At 68.6% G+C, this 13119-nt stretch carries 13 protein-coding genes; 11 read left to right on the plus strand and 2 right to left on the minus strand.

Annotation, left to right across the window (positions count from 1 at the left end; all coding sequences use genetic code 11):
• Nucleotides 1-320 precede the first annotated feature (320 nt).
• Nucleotides 321-584, plus strand: coding sequence for a hypothetical protein (locus I53_RS17795; RefSeq protein ID WP_043353048.1), 264 nt, complete (start codon nt 321-323; stop codon nt 582-584).
• Nucleotides 585-677: 93 nt separating this feature from the next.
• On the opposite strand, the gene I53_RS17800 is transcribed toward I53_RS17795, so the two are convergent.
• Both I53_RS17800 and I53_RS17805 read right to left on the minus strand, forming a co-directional pair.
• Complete coding sequence (locus tag I53_RS17800) at nt 678-1475, minus strand: glycosyltransferase family A protein (RefSeq protein WP_043353050.1); 798 nt, start codon at nt 1473-1475, stop codon at nt 678-680.
• Between the two features lie 83 nt (nt 1476-1558).
• A complete protein-coding gene (locus tag I53_RS17805) occupies nt 1559-2269 on the minus strand; it encodes a glycosyltransferase family 2 protein (RefSeq protein ID WP_236952954.1) in 711 nt (236 codons plus the stop codon).
• Between the two features lie 220 nt (nt 2270-2489).
• Here I53_RS17805 and I53_RS17810 point away from each other — a divergent pair, with 220 nt between their 5' ends.
• The 10 genes from I53_RS17810 (at nt 2490) to I53_RS17855 (ending at nt 13066) form a co-directional block, all read left to right on the plus strand.
• Nucleotides 2490-3707: a flagellin gene (locus I53_RS17810; RefSeq protein WP_043353054.1), complete on the plus strand. Its 1218-nt coding sequence runs from the start codon at nt 2490-2492 to the stop codon at nt 3705-3707.
• 660 nt (nt 3708-4367) lie between these two features.
• The gene (locus I53_RS34030) at nt 4368-4508 is read left to right on the plus strand and encodes a hypothetical protein (RefSeq protein WP_164706378.1); all 141 of its coding nucleotides are present in this window, start codon (nt 4368-4370) and stop codon (nt 4506-4508) included.
• Between the two features lie 398 nt (nt 4509-4906).
• Nucleotides 4907-5137, plus strand: a complete 231-nt coding sequence (locus I53_RS17820) for a hypothetical protein (RefSeq protein WP_043353056.1) — start codon at nt 4907-4909, stop codon at nt 5135-5137.
• 108 nt (nt 5138-5245) lie between these two features.
• Nucleotides 5246-6142 (plus strand): LysR substrate-binding domain-containing protein, encoded by an 897-nt coding sequence (locus I53_RS17825; RefSeq protein ID WP_043353059.1) that lies wholly within the window; start codon nt 5246-5248, stop codon nt 6140-6142.
• Between the two features lie 225 nt (nt 6143-6367).
• The gene (locus tag I53_RS17830; protein WP_043353061.1) at nt 6368-7117 is read left to right on the plus strand and encodes a glucose 1-dehydrogenase; all 750 of its coding nucleotides are present in this window, start codon (nt 6368-6370) and stop codon (nt 7115-7117) included.
• Nucleotides 7118-7127: 10 nt separating this feature from the next.
• Complete coding sequence (locus tag I53_RS17835) at nt 7128-7991, plus strand: transketolase (RefSeq protein ID WP_051044879.1); 864 nt, start codon at nt 7128-7130, stop codon at nt 7989-7991.
• Nucleotides 7988-9010, plus strand: coding sequence for a transketolase family protein (locus I53_RS17840; RefSeq protein WP_043353063.1), 1023 nt, complete (start codon nt 7988-7990; stop codon nt 9008-9010). The genes I53_RS17835 and I53_RS17840 overlap by 4 nt, the downstream gene beginning before the upstream one ends.
• Entirely contained in the window at nt 9001-9888 is an 888-nt protein-coding gene (locus tag I53_RS17845; protein ID WP_043353065.1) for an NAD(P)-dependent oxidoreductase, read from the plus strand. Before I53_RS17840 ends, I53_RS17845 begins: the two co-directional genes overlap by 10 nt.
• A 131-nt stretch (nt 9889-10019) precedes the next feature.
• The gene (locus I53_RS17850; protein ID WP_043353067.1) at nt 10020-11036 is read left to right on the plus strand and encodes a TRAP transporter substrate-binding protein; all 1017 of its coding nucleotides are present in this window, start codon (nt 10020-10022) and stop codon (nt 11034-11036) included.
• 137 nt (nt 11037-11173) lie between these two features.
• Nucleotides 11174-13066: a TRAP transporter large permease subunit gene (locus I53_RS17855; RefSeq protein WP_043353068.1), complete on the plus strand. Its 1893-nt coding sequence runs from the start codon at nt 11174-11176 to the stop codon at nt 13064-13066.
• The last annotated feature ends 53 nt before the right edge of the window (nt 13067-13119 follow it).

A 13119-nucleotide genomic window follows, 5' to 3' on the forward strand; every position in this document is an offset into this window, starting at 1 on the left:
TCCTGCATCCGGGGGGTCCGTCCGCGCCCCCGGGTCCGCGCCCGGTTCCTGCCCCGTTCCCCTGCCCTTCGCCGTCGCGATCCGAAGGCGTGCGGGTCGAATTGCGACATTCCGAACGCCGAGAGGTCGAGCTTCGACGGGTCAATCTTGGGGAAACGGAACATGGGGAGGATCCTCATACGGCGTGGTTCGGGTGGAGATTCCGCGCGACCGGGGCGCGGACGGTCAGGTGGTCCGGTCGGCCAGTGCCGCCTTGACGGCGGCGCTGGCCTGGAAGGCACCCAGGACCTGCCGAGAAGCGGACGGCGGAGGCCACCGCCATGGCCACGTTCGACGCCGCGTTCGCGCAGCGCCATCGCGCCGCGTTCGCCGAGATCCACCGTAGGATCGGGCTCGATTACCTGATCCTCGATTGCGCGGAGAGCACGGACGGCCGGCTGCTGATCTTCGAGGCGGATACCGGGATGGTCGTCCACGACATGGATCCCGTGGACCTGTTTCCCTACAAGCTGCCGCAGATGCGCAGGGTGTTCTCCGCTTTCCAGCAGGCCGTCCGCGGGCGCGCTGAGACGCGCCCCGCCTAGGACGCGCACGGTCGGGCATTCACGCCCTTTCCGAAGCGGGCGGGCCCCGATCCAGGCCTTGCGGGAGTTCGAACGGCGGACAGGGCCGCCCTGTCACCAGGGGATGCGGCCGAAGCGGTCGATCAGCCGCTGATACTCGGCGTCGCTCTCGACTTTCGACGTCCCGCCCTGTCCGACATCCGAGGTTCCGGAGCCGGGATGCACCAGACGGCACACCAGCGGCAGGATGAAGCCGTGGCGCACGAGGTGCGTGTTGGGGCCGCCGAACCGAAGCACGTTGGCGAGCCACGGGCGGACCTGAACGGCGTTCTCGAGAGTGCCGGGCGCCGTCGCCTCGACGAGGTGGGCGCGGCGCAGGCCGGTCTCGGCGAGGCGGCCGAGCCATTCGTTGTCGTAATGCCATTTCGAGGCGGGGTTGATCGCGCCGACCTGCGCGAAGGTGGACCGACGCATCAGCCAGCCCGACGGCGTCGGGAAGTCGTTGATCCGGACGACCTCACCGGCCTCGTCCGTCTCGACCTGGGTCGAGGAGACGAAATCGAAGCTGTTCAGGGTCCGAAGCGCGAAACCGAGATAGGGCGGCAGCCAATGGTCGTCGTCCTCCAGGAAGCCGACGAAGTCCCAGCTTTCATCGACGGCCCGGATGGCCGCGTTCAGGGCGGGGATCTGCCCCTTGCGCTCGCCGCGCACGAAGGTGATCTGCGGATGCGCGGCGAGCCGCGCCGGGATCTCGGTCTCGGGGTCGGTCCCGACGAAGAAATGGATCGTCGCCGGCCTGTCGAGTTCCTGGCTGTTCGCGCTCTCGACCGCGTGTTCCAGAAAGTACTGGCCGGATTTGCCGGCCAGAGTCGAAGGTTTCATCCGGGACGGCGTGATGATCGCAATCCGCATTCCCACGCCTCATCGTTTGGAGCGCAGCTCGCGGAAGCGCGGCGCGCAGTTGCGTCGCGGCCGATCGGATTGCCGGCCGTCACTCAGAGCTTGAAGGACTGTTCGCCGATATGTCCGAGTTCCTTGCTCAGATACGGATCGCACCAGATCCGGTAGCCGGCTGCACGGACTCGGTCGCTGAAGTCGAAGTCCTCGCCGATGTTCACCCCGGCCTCCTCATCGACGCGGAACCGGAAATACGGCCGCTTGAGGCTTTCGAAGACGGTCGATTTGATCAGCAGGAAGCCGGTGGGGATTCGAGCCATCTCCAGCAGGCCCTTGGGGGCGTCGGCCGGCTGCTCCGGCAGGATTTCGCCGAGGAAATGGAAGGGCGCCGTGCGCCGGGAATAGGTCGCGCCGATGATGTCGACCTGCCGCACCAGCAGTTTGAGCAGGGCGTCCTTCGGGAAGGTCATGTCGCTGTCGATGAACAGGACGTATTCCGCATTGTGTTTCTGCGCGTATTCCAGGCCCAGGTTTCGCGCGTCGGCGACGATCGATGATTTCCCGACCACGATCGACATCGGCATCTCGCCGAGGGAATGCATCATGGATCCGAGGCTGACGGCGAAATCCGCGTGGACCATGGTCCCGCAGGGGATCGCGATCGCCACATGGGGAAATTTCGTCGGCGCGGAGGGGGCCGGGTCGCCAACATCACCGGACGCTTGAGCGATCACAGTTGAGCTCCGTACTAGGGTGTGCCCCATTTCCCTTCGCCTGCCACGCCGGATCGAGACCGGCCGGGCAGGCACCACAGAATTGGCGAGCGCCGTCGGTTATGGCCGCGGATGGTTAATGGATCTTGAACGGCGCCGTCTTCCATCAATACTTAATGGATTTCGATGGCGATTCATTAAGGATCACTTCGGTCGACTTGAGTGTCGACAATCGGATTAACCCCCACGAAACATCTGGAGCGCGATTACTGGCGTGCCCGAGAAACGGGCGCATCAAATCAGAAAGATACCACCCATGTCCTCCATCACCCTGTCGGCCGCCACGCGTCAGAACCTGCTCTCCCTGCAGGATACCGCCCAGCTGATGGCGACCACGCAGAACCGCCTCGCCACCGGCAAGACGGTCAACTCCGCCCTCGACAACCCGACCAACTTCTTCACCTCCCAGTCCCTCGACGCCCGGTCCTCGAGCCTGAACACCCTGCTCGACGGCATCTCCAACGGCGTCCAGTCGATCCAGGCCGCCAACCAGGGCATCACCTCGATCCAGAAGCTGGTCGATCAGGCCAAGTCCATCGCCAACCAGGCCCTCTCGACCCAGCTCTCCACCACCGGAACCGCCGCCAACGCCTACAGCGCCAGCACCGCCTCCCAGACGGTGCTCCTGACCATCAACGGCACCTCCGTGTCGGCCAACGTCGCCGCCTCGTCGAGCATCAGCGCCACCGTCGCGGCCCTGAACTCGGCGGTCAGCTCGGCGTCGACCTCGTCCAGCGGCTCGTTCGGCGCAGGCGCGATCTTCTCGATCGACAGCACCGGCACGAAGATCGTCCTGAACGCCCAGGCCGACGTGGAGTTTCAGAACTCCGGCAGCCAGACGGCGCTCGGCTTCACCGCGTCGAGCACCACCGCCTCGACCTACGGCACCGCCGCCACCACCGTCGTCTCCAGCGACCTCTCGGTCTCCGGCGTGTCGCAGCGCGCCTCTCTGGCGAGCCAGTACAACAACCTGCTCAACCAGATCACGCAGCTCGCCGGCGATGCCAGCTACAACGGCGTCAACCTCATTGCCGGCAAGGGCAATGACATGAACATCAAGTTCAACGACACCGGCAGCTCGACCCTGAACGTCGCCTCGGTGGATGCCACGGCCAGCGGCCTGGGCCTGTCGTCGATCACCAACTCGAACAGCACGGCCAGCCAGAACGGCCTCGGCAACTTCCTGTTGAACTCGGACGTCAACAAGACCCTGTCGACCCTCACGAGCGCCGGCAACGCGCTGAGCTCCGCGGCGAGCGCGCTCGGCTCGAACCTGTCGGTCGTGCAGAACCGCCAGGACTTCTCCAAGCAGCTGATCAACGTGCTGCAGACCGGCTCGGCCAACCTGACCAACGCCGATCTCAACCAGGAAGCGGCCAATTCCCAGGCGCTGTCGACCCGGCAGTCGATGGGCATCTCCGCCCTGTCCCTGGCCAACTCCGCGCAGCAGGGCGTCCTCCAGCTCCTGCGCTAAGCGGCACGCGGTTCAAAACGACGGCCGGCCAGGGTTCCTGGCCGGCCGTTTTCGTTTGGGCGCGATCGGGTGGATTGACCGGACGGACGAGATGCGGATCCGCTCCGTCCGCTCTCGCAACGGCCAACCGCCCATCGAGCCCGGACCCGGCATGTCCGCGGCTTCGGCCGCAATCCACATCGCGATCACGCGATCCCGCACGGTCCCGGTTGCACCTGCCATCGCCATCCGCTCCAGGTGGCGAAGGTCTCCGTCGGCCCGTGCACGGCACCCTGAACCCGGCGCTCGCACAGCATCGAAGCCGACGGACCGATCGCCGTGATCCAAAGCGTGATACGCCCGCAGGCTTGCCAAGCTTGACCATATGCGCCAGCCTCTACGCAGTTCATACGGATCGATCCGAGCCGGAGCGCCGATGCTGGTGAATCACGAGCGCCGCCTTCTCATCCGAGCAGCCGAGACTCTGGGACACCGGATTGCGGTCTGCAGACAGGCGAACGCGTCCTGGCCCGGCGACCACAGCCGGCTCCTCGCGCTCGAAAGCACCGGTCATCTCCGACGGGTCGACCATTGCGAAGACTCGGAGGGTACGGTCGCCGTCTGGCAGATCACCCCGGCCGGACTGGTCCAGCTTCAGATGCTGACGTCGGGAGCTCACTGATGGCGTCCATCAAGATCCGTGCAACCGATGACGGGACCTTCGTGGTCTATCGGAATGGCGCGGTCGTGGCCTCTGGTCTGACCCGCTGGCAGGCCGAGCGCTGCGCCACAGTGCTCGGCTGGATCGCGCAGGGTCATTGAGGCCGCAGCCACAGCCCTTCGCCGCCCCCGCCTCTGCACGGATTCTGTCGGCCCGGGCGCCCTCCGCAATCGGCGAAATCTATTCCAAGCGAAATCGGCGCCTGATCCGGGCCTCCCCGCTGCAATGTCGTCGATGGCCTCGAACGCGCGCATCGCGTGCGGACGTTGACCGATCGGACATCTCCGTGCGGCCGTTCATCCGGGAGGCTCGGACGCCCATCGCTGGCCATGCTGCACGACGTCTTCAGACGAAACGATCGGCGCGCGACGGGCAAGATCGTCGGGAAGATCAGCGAATCGCGGAGTTCTTCGGGTAACGAATTTTTAATCCTCACGGCAGGATCATCCTGCCATGGCCCGGCACATGATCCAGGCCACGTCGATCGGGCGAGGCTCCGATGATCGTGTTGATTGCGGCGGCGATTGCCGGTGGACTCGCGACGGCGGCGATTCTCGCGCCGGTCAGCGGTCTGGCCGCGCTGATCCTCGTGCCCCTCGCGGCCAGTGCGTCGGCCATTTTCGCGGGCATCTCCATCGCGTGGCGCGGCGCTCACGAGGATACCGATCGTCACGGCGGCCGGGCACGGTCCGATGGGATGGCGGTCGCGCCGGTGCGTATCCATCGCTGACGGTCGACTTGATCGTCGCGCCGCTGCGGGGTCGCGCGCCGGGCCGCAGCCTGCCCGCGAGATCGGCACCATTGCCAGGATCGGGGACCAAAGCCCATTCTGCTCGGGATGAGGCCACCCGTCCCCCTCTCCGCGATCCGGATCTTTGAGGCCGCTGCCCGGCGACGCTCGTTCAAAGCCGCAGCCGGCGAATTGAACCTGTCCCCGAGCGCGGTCAGTCACGCCCTCCGCAAGATGGAAGAAGCCCTGGGCGTCGTTCTGTTCGAGCGCGTCGGGCAGGGCATCGTGCCGACGCCGGCCGGTGAGGCGTTGTGCGATCATGTCGGGCGCGCCTTCGCGGAGCTCAACCGCGGCTTCGACCTCGTGGCGAATCGCGGGCCGCAGCTGCTCAGGCTGCACTGCGCGCCGAGCTTCGCCGCGCAGTGGCTCGCCCCGCGTCTCGCCCGGTTCCTCAGCGCCCATCCGGGCTTCGAGGTCCGCCTCGCCGCCGGCATGGATTACGCCCGCTTCATCACCGACGAATTCGACGCCGACATCGTCTACGGACCGCCCCGCGGGGAAGGTCTGCTGCGCATGCCGCTGGGCCCGGAGACGGTGACGCCGCTCTGCGATCCCGCGCGGGCCGCCCGGATCCGCGAGCCGGCCGACCTCCTGGCTCAGACCCTGATCCAAAGCGACAACAAGCAGGTGCGCTGGACGCACTGGTTCGAGCGGAATCAGCTCGCCGCGCAGCCGAACGCGGGAATCCGCTTCGATCGGAGCTTCCTGGCCCTGGCTGCCGCCGCCGACGGGCTCGGTGTCGCCCTGGAATCCACCCGCCTCGCCGAGCGCGAGGTCGCGGCCGGCCGCCTCGTCGCGCCGCTGGCCGGACGGTCTCAGGACATCAGCTACGTCGGTCACCATTTCGTCTGCCCCGCCGATGTGCGCCGGCGCGCCCCGCTGCGGGTCTTCGCGCGGTGGCTGGCCGAGGAACTCGGGATCACGCTGAGTCCCGACCTCGCCTGACGCGGCGACAGGTGACTGGGATTCACCTGCGTGTGCAAATTCCGCGTTTGTCGCGGAGGCAGCGCGTCGGCACTCTCGTCGCAACAAAACAGGCGAGAGGAGACGACGCCGCAGGCCGCTCGATCCAAGGGCTCGGTCCCTGGAATCGCAGCCGCCGGCCGGACGCCCCTTCCGTCACGACGACAGGTCCGATCCCGCGCTGTCGCGGGTCGCCGGGAGGGATCCATGCTGTTGAACGACCGGGTGTGCATCATCACTGGGGCGGCCTCCGCCCGCGGCATCGGCAAAGCCACCGCGCGGCTCTTCGCAAGCCACGGCGCCCGCGTCGCCGTTCTCGACCTCGATGCGGGCCAGGCCGAGGCTGCCGCCCGCGACATCGGCCCGGGCCATATCGGCCTCGCCTGCAACGTCACCGACCGGGCGGCCTGCTCGACGGCAGCGGAGGAGATTATCGGCCGCCTCGGGCGCATCGACGTGCTGGTCAACAATGCCGGCATCACCCAGCCCCTGAAGATCATGGAGATCGGGCCGGAGAACTACGACGCGGTCACCGACGTGAACCTGCGCGGCACGCTCTACATGAGCCAGGCCGTGATCCCGGCGATGCGCGGCCAGGGCTCCGGCGCGATCGTGTGCATGTCGTCGGTCTCGGCCCAGCGGGGCGGCGGCATCTTCGGCGGCCCGCATTACAGCGCCGCCAAGGGCGGTGTGCTGGGCCTCGCCAAAGCCATGGCCCGGGAGCTGGGTCCGGACGGCGTGCGGGTGAACTCGGTGACCCCCGGCCTGATCCAGACCGACATCACCGGCGGCAAGCTCACGCCCGAGCTCAAGGTCGAGATCGCCAAGGGTATCCCGCTGGGGCGCCTCGGCGTGGCGGACGACGTCGCCAATGCCTGCCTGTTCCTCGCCTGCGACCTGTCCACGTACATCACCGGCGCGGTGATCGACGTGAACGGCGGCATGCTGATCCACTGAGGAGGTCGCCATGGCGATCGACGTCCCGACCGAGCGGCCGCGCGCCGGCTCCAACGTGCCGCTGAGCGAGCGCGCCTACCGCATCCGCCGCCACGCCCTGCGCATGGGCGAGGTCCAGGGCCAGGGCTACATCGCCCAGGCGCTCGGCATCGCCGACGTTCTGGCGGTGAGCTACTTCCACGCGCTCACCTACCGGCCCGAGGATCCCGAATGGGAAGGCCGCGACCGCTTCCTGCTGTCGATCGGCCACTACGCCATCGCCCTCTACGCCGCCCTGATCGAGGCAGAGATCCTCCCCGAGGACGAGCTGACGAGCTACGGCGGCGACGACAGCCGCCTGCCGATGTCCGGCATGGCCGCCTACACGCCCGGCATGGAGATCACCGGCGGATCGCTGGGCCACGGGCTCGGCATCGCGGTCGGCATGGCGCTGGGGCTGAAGCGAAAGAACTCGAACAGCTTCATCTACAACCTGTTCTCCGACGGCGAACTCGACGAGGGCTCGACCTGGGAGGCGGCGATGTCGGCCGGCTCGTTCAAGCTCGACAACTTGATCGGCCTCGTCGACGTGAACGGCATGCAGGCGGACGGCGCCTCGCACGGGGTGCTCGATTTCGAGCCGCTGGCGCCGAAGTTCGAGGCCTTCAACTGGTTCGTGCAGCGGGTCGACGGCAACGACATCGACGCGCTGGTCCGGGCCTTCGACGCTGCGCGCCACCATCCGGGACCGCAGCCCCGGATCATCATCTGCGACACCCGCATGGCGAAGGGCGTGCCGTTCCTCGAGGCGCGCGAGCGCAACCACTTCCTGCGGGTCGAGCCGGACGAGTGGCAGCGGGCCCTGGCGATCCTGGATGAAGGGAGGGTGCGGTGAGACGCTCCAAATACGAGAAGCCCGCCCCCCGCACCGGCGGCGGCGCCAAGACCTCGGCCATGATCGCCTCGCTCGCCGCCCCCGGACAGCGCACGAAGGCCGCGCCCTTCGGCCACGCCCTGGTCGAGCTCGCCGAGACCCGGCCCGACATCGTCGGCCTCTCGGCGGACCTGTCGAAATACACGGACCTGCACATCTTCGCGCAGGCCCATCCCGAGCGGTTCTACCAGATGGGGATGGCCGAGCAGCTCCTCATGAGCGCCGCCGCGGGCTTGGCTCGTGAGGGGTTCACGCCCTTCGCCACCACCTACGCGGTCTTCGCGGCGCGGCGCGCCTACGACTTCATCTGCCTTGCGATCGCGGAGGAGAATCTCGACGTCAAGATCGCCTGCGCCCTGCCCGGCCTGACCACCGGCTACGGCCCGAGCCACCAGGCGACGGAGGATCTCGCGATCTTCCGCGGGATGCCGAACCTCACGATCATCGACCCCTGCGACGCCCACGAGACCGAGCAGGTCGTCCCCGCCATGGCGGCCCATAAGGGGCCGGTCTATCTGCGGCTCCTGCGCGGGAACGTGCCCCTGGTGCTCGACGAGTACGGCTACCGGTTCGAGTTGGGGAAGGCCAAGACGATCCGCGACGGCCGCGACGTCCTGGTGATTGCGTCGGGCCTGATGACCATGCGCGCCCTGGAGGTCGCCGAGGCCCTGCGCGACGACCGGGTCGACGTTGCGGTACTCCACGTGCCGACGATCAAGCCCCTCGACACGGCGACGGTCCTGCACGAGGCCGGGCGCGGCGGCCGGCTCGTGGTGGTGGCCGAGAACCACAGCGTGATCGGCGGCCTCGGCGAGGCGGTGGCCGGTCTCCTGATGCGCAACGGCGTGATGCCGGGCCGCGGCTTCCGCCAGATCGGCCTGCCGGACGAATTCCTCGATGCCGGCGCCTTGCCGACGCTCCACGACCGCTACGGCATCTCGGCCGCCGCGATGGCGCGGAGCATCCGCGCATGGCTCTGACCCGTATCGCCCTCGTCGGTCTCGGCGCCATGGGCCTGCCGATGGCGACCAATCTGGTCGCGGCAGGTTTCGCGGTCCGCGGCTACGACCTACGGCCCGAGAGCCGCGCAGCCTTCGCGGCGTCCGGAGGGGTTGCGGCCGAAACGCCGGCCGCTGTCGCCCAGGGCGCCGACGCGCTCCTCCTCATGGTGGTGAACGCCGCGCAGGCCGACGACGTGCTGTTCGCCCAGGGCGCCCTCGACGCAATGGAACCGGACGGCATCGTGGCCCTGATGGCCACCTGTCCGCCGAAAGCGGTGGAGCACCTCGCCGAGCGCGTGGCGGCGACCGGCCGCCGCTTCGTCGACGCGCCGGTCTCGGGCGGCGTCGTCGGCGCGCAGGCCGGCACGCTCACGATCATGGCGGCGGCGCCCGCGGAGACGCTGGCCGCGCTGAGGCCGGTGCTGGAGGCCCTGGGCGACCGGATCTTCCATGTCGGCGAGCGGCCCGGACAGGGCGCCACCGTCAAGGCCGTCAATCAGCTCCTGTGCGGCGTGCATATCGCCGCCGCCGCCGAGGCGCTGGCCCTCGCCGGGCGCGTCGGCGTCGACCGCGACGTGGTCCTCGAGATCCTCACGGGCTCCTCCGCCGCGAGCTGGATGCTGCGGGACCGCGGCCCCCGGATGCTGGAGGACGAACCGCGGGTCACGAGCGCGGTCGACATCTTCGTGAAGGACCTCGGCATCGTGCTGGAGGCCGGCCGCGGCGCCGGGGCGGCGCTGCCGCTCGCGGCGCTCGCCCATCAGCTCTTCGTCTCGACCTCCGGGCGCGGCGACGGCGCCGCCGACGACAGCCAGGTGATCCGCGCCTACCGCCTGCTCAACGGCGACGGCGCCTGACGCGCCGCGCAGGGCGCGCGACGACGGCGCCGGGTCCGCACCCGCCGCCCCGGACAGCAATGCGGGTCGCACGCTCCACCGGCGGTCAACGGCGGGGATCGGGCGGCCTGGACCACCCAGGGAGTGAAACCATGCGCGACACCCGTCTCAGTCGCCGCAGCCTGCTCGTGGGCGCGGCCGCACTACCGGCCTTCGGCATCCTCACCCGGCGCGGGCAGGCCGCCGAGTTCACCTACAAGCTCGCCAGCGGCCAGGACCCGACCCATCCGGTCAACATCCGGGCCCAGGAGGCCCTCGACCGGATCCGCGAGGCCACCAACGGCCGCCTGGAGATCAAGCTGTTCCCCGCCAACCAGCTCGGCTCGGACACCGACCTGCTGGCGCAGGTCCGTAACGGCAGCGTCGAGTTCTTCAACCTCGCGACCTCGATCCTCGCCACCTTCGTGCCCGCCGCGAGCCTGCCCAACACCGGCTTCGCGTTCAAGGATTACGACGCCGTCTGGTCGGCGATGGACGGAGGCCTCGGCACCTATGTCAGGTCCGAGATCGCCAAGACGCCGATCCTGACCGTGTCGAAGGTCTGGGACAACGGATTCCGGCAGATCACCTCCTCGACCCGCGAGATCCGGACGCCGGAGGATCTGAAGGGCTTCAAGATCCGCGTCCCGCCCGCGCCGATGCTCACCTCGCTGTTCAAGGCCTTCGACGCCGGCGCGGCGCCGATCAATTTCAACGAGCTGTACTCCTCGCTTCAGACCAAGGTGGTCGAGGGCCAGGAGAACCCGCTCGCCATCACGGCCACGACCCGGCTGTACGAGGTGCAGAAATCCTGCAGCCTGACCGGCCATGTCTGGGACGGCTACTGGATCCTCGGCAACAAGCGGGCGTGGCAGCGCCTGCCCGAGGATCTGCGCACCATCGTCTCGCGGGAACTCGACCGGTCGGCCGACGCCCAGCGGGCCGACGTCGCCAAGCTCAGCGTCTCCCTCCGGGAGAGCCTGGCCGCGAAGGGCATCACCTTCATCGACGTCGACCGCGCGCAATTCCGCGCGGCCCTGGGGCGGACGAGCTTCTACAAGGACTGGAAAACCAAGTACGGCGACGTGGCGTGGTCGCATCTTGAGGACGTGTCGGGCAAACTGACCTGACGCGCTTTCCGCCGGATCGGGTAACGGTATCGGAGAACGAAGGCGCGCCGAGACGCACCACAAGAAACACGCGAAGACGCACTCGGAGACGTTCCCGCCGGCAGCGGCATCGGGAGCGGTTCCGACGGGAGGGCGCCATGCAGATCGATATTGCGGCTGTCGAGACGACGGCAGGGGTAGAGTTGTCCGGTCCGCCCCTGCGCGCCGGAAGCTGGCTGCGTCGGCTCGATGCCGGGCTCGGCTATCTCGTGGAGATCCCCGCGGCGCTGCTCGTCCTGGCCGAGATCGCGGTGCTGCTCGGCGGCGTGGTGAGCCGCTACGTGTTCCGCGAACCCCTCGTCTGGTCGGACGAACTCGCCTCGATCCTGTTCCTGTGGCTCGCCATGCTGGGCGCCGTGGTCGCCTTCCGGCGCGCCGAGCACATGCGCATGACCGCCTTCGTGGCGATGAGCGGCCCGCGCCTGCGCGCCTTCCTGGAGACGGTGGCGCTGGTGGCCGGCCTGATCTTCGTGGCCCTGCTGCTGGAACCGGCCTTCGAGTTCGCCAGCGAGGAGACCTTCGTCCAGACGCCGGCGCTGGAGCTGAACAACGCGTGGCGCGCCGCCGCCCTGCCGATCGGCCTCGGCCTCATGCTCGTGGTCGCGGTGATCCGCCTCCTGGAATCCGCCGATTGGCGGCTGACCGCGGGGGCGCTCGTGCTGGGCGGCGGAGTCGCCGCCGGCCTCTTGGCGCTTCAACCCTGGCTGAGGGACCTCGGCAATCTCAACCTGCTGCTGTTCTTCGTCCTCGGCGTCGGCGCCCTGGTCTTCTCGGGGGTGCCGATCGCCTTCGCGTTCGGCCTCTCGACCTTCGCCTACATCACGCTCACCACCGACGCGCCCTCCATGGTGGTGGTCGGCCGCATGGACGAGGGCATGAGCCACCTGATCCTGCTCGCGGTGCCGCTCTTCGTCTTCCTCGGCCTCCTGATCGAGATGACCGGCATGGCCCGCGCCATGGTGGGGTTCCTGGCCTCGCTGCTCGGCCACGTCCGCGGCGGCCTGCACTACGTGCTGGTCGGGGCGATGTACCTCGTCTCGGGCATCTCCGGCTCGAAGGCCGCCGACATGGCGGCGGTGGCGCCCGTGCTGTTCCCGGAGATGAAGGCCCGCGGCGCCAAGGAGGGTGACCTCGTGGCCCTTCTCGCCACCACGGGCGCACAGACCGAGACGATCCCGCCCTCGATCGTGCTGATCACCATCGGCTCGGTCACCGGCGTATCGATCACCGCCCTGTTCACCGGCGGCCTCCTGCCGGGCCTCGTCCTCGCCGTGACTTTGTGCGCGCTGGTCTGGTGGCGCTACCGCCGGGAGGACCTGAGCCACGTCGCCCGGCCGTCCGGGCGGATCATCGGTCGCGCCTTCCTGGTGGCGATCCCGGCCCTGGCGCTGCCCTTTGTGATCCGCTTCGCCGTGGTCGAGGGCATCGCAACCGCCACGGAGGTTTCGACTATCGGGATCGTCTACGCGGCGCTGGCGGGCCTGCTGATCTACCGCCAGTTCGACTGGCGGCGGCTCTACCCGATGCTGGTGACCACCGCGACCCTGTCGGGGGCGATCCTGCTGATCATCGGGGCGGCCACCGGCATGGCCTGGGCGCTGACGCAGTCGGGCTTCTCGCAGACGCTCGCCGAGGTGATGAAAAGTCTGCCCGGCGGAGCCCTTGGCTTCCTGTTCGTCTCGGCCGTCGCCTTCATCATCCTGGGCTCGGTGCTGGAGGGCATCCCGGCCATCGTCCTCTTCGGGCCGCTGCTGTTCCCGATCGCACGGGCGGTGGGCGTCCACGAGGTCCACTACGCCATGGTGGTGATCCTCGCGATGGGCATCGGCCTGTTCGCCCCGCCCTTCGGCGTCGGCTACTACGCGGCCTGCGCGATCAGCCGGATCCACCCCGACGCCGGGATGCGCCCGATCGTCGGCTACATCGTGGCCCTGCTGATCGGCCTCCTCGCCATCATCCTCGTCCCCTGGTTCTCGATCGGCTTCCTCTGAAGGCGCCTGCGCGAACCTGAAGGCTCTGCGCCCCGGCGGATGCCGGATCGGCG

This window comes from Methylobacterium sp. B1 (assembly GCF_000333255.1).
In the GTDB taxonomy this organism is placed as follows: domain Bacteria; phylum Pseudomonadota; class Alphaproteobacteria; order Rhizobiales; family Beijerinckiaceae; genus Methylobacterium; species Methylobacterium fujisawaense.

What these genes read in the sequence shown, in the direction of transcription:
- I53_RS17855 (WP_043353068.1), top strand. Translation starts at nt 11,174, where the DNA reads ATGCAGATCGATATTGCGGCTGTCGAGACGACGGCAGGGGTAGAGTTG.
- I53_RS34030 (WP_164706378.1), top strand. Translation starts at nt 4,368, where the DNA reads ATGGCGTCCATCAAGATCCGTGCAACCGATGACGGGACCTTCGTGGTC.
- I53_RS17810 (WP_043353054.1), top strand. Translation starts at nt 2,490, where the DNA reads ATGTCCTCCATCACCCTGTCGGCCGCCACGCGTCAGAACCTGCTCTCC.
- I53_RS17830 (WP_043353061.1), top strand. Translation starts at nt 6,368, where the DNA reads ATGCTGTTGAACGACCGGGTGTGCATCATCACTGGGGCGGCCTCCGCC.
- I53_RS17800 (WP_043353050.1), bottom strand. Translation starts at nt 1,475, where the DNA reads ATGCGGATTGCGATCATCACGCCGTCCCGGATGAAACCTTCGACTCTG.
- I53_RS17835 (WP_051044879.1), top strand. Translation starts at nt 7,128, where the DNA reads ATGGCGATCGACGTCCCGACCGAGCGGCCGCGCGCCGGCTCCAACGTG.
- I53_RS17850 (WP_043353067.1), top strand. Translation starts at nt 10,020, where the DNA reads ATGCGCGACACCCGTCTCAGTCGCCGCAGCCTGCTCGTGGGCGCGGCC.
- I53_RS17845 (WP_043353065.1), top strand. Translation starts at nt 9,001, where the DNA reads ATGGCTCTGACCCGTATCGCCCTCGTCGGTCTCGGCGCCATGGGCCTG.
- I53_RS17820 (WP_043353056.1), top strand. Translation starts at nt 4,907, where the DNA reads ATGATCGTGTTGATTGCGGCGGCGATTGCCGGTGGACTCGCGACGGCG.
- I53_RS17795 (WP_043353048.1), top strand. Translation starts at nt 321, where the DNA reads ATGGCCACGTTCGACGCCGCGTTCGCGCAGCGCCATCGCGCCGCGTTC.
- I53_RS17825 (WP_043353059.1), top strand. Translation starts at nt 5,246, where the DNA reads ATGAGGCCACCCGTCCCCCTCTCCGCGATCCGGATCTTTGAGGCCGCT.